3 tRNA genes are annotated in these 718 nt (G+C 48.1%); all 3 read left to right on the top strand.

Annotation, left to right across the window (positions count from 1 at the left end):
• A tRNA-Glu gene (locus HCJ96_RS16180) sits at positions 1–76 on the top strand.
• A gap of 294 nt (positions 77–370) precedes the next feature.
• A tRNA-Glu gene (locus HCJ96_RS16175) sits at positions 371–446 on the top strand.
• Between the two features lie 200 nt (positions 447–646).
• A tRNA-Glu gene (locus tag HCJ96_RS16170) sits at positions 647–718 on the top strand.

The raw sequence follows: 718 nt of genomic DNA, 5'->3' as shown, positions 1-718 counted from the left end.
GTCCCCTTCGTCTAGAGGCCTAGGACACCGCCCTTTCACGGCGGTAACAGGGGTTCGAATCCCCTAGGGGACGCCATATAACGGTGTCACAGTCCGTAACTGTGAAATAGGCCGGAAGTAAAAGTGTACTTTTGCTTTCTGCGACAAAATTGCTTAAAGATAGGTCGGTGCGAAAGAACTACTTATCTAATTTTGTGAGAATAATGACGCTCAGTTCGCTGGCTCACTTCGCCTTACAAAAAATCTGTGAAGTTTACTTCGTAGGATAATTGGCCAGACAGAAAGTCTGTAAGAAAAAGGTCGCTCGGTTCGCCAGCTCACCTCACCTTACAGAAATTTATCAACGCAAAGCGTTGATGGCAAAATTTCTGTCCCCTTCGTCTAGAGGCCTAGGACACCGCCCTTTCACGGCGGTAACAGGGGTTCGAATCCCCTAGGGGACGCCATATAACGGTGTCACAGTCCGTAACTGTGAAATAGGCCGGAAGTAAAAGTGTGCTTTTGCTTTCTGCGACAAAATTGCTTAAAGATAGGTCGGTGCGAAAGAACTACTTATCTAATTTTGTGAGAATAATGACGCTCAGTTCGCTGGCTCACTTCGCCTTACAAAATTTCATCGTTGCGGAGCAACGATAGCGGAAATTTTGTCCCCTTCGTCTAGAGGCCTAGGACACCGCCCTTTCACGGCGGTAACAGGGGTTCGAATCCCCTAGGGGAC

It is taken from the genome of Alteromonas ponticola (genome assembly GCF_012911815.1).
In the GTDB taxonomy this organism is placed as follows: domain Bacteria; phylum Pseudomonadota; class Gammaproteobacteria; order Enterobacterales; family Alteromonadaceae; genus Alteromonas; species Alteromonas ponticola.
This window is presented reverse-complemented; position numbering and strand designations above follow the sequence as displayed.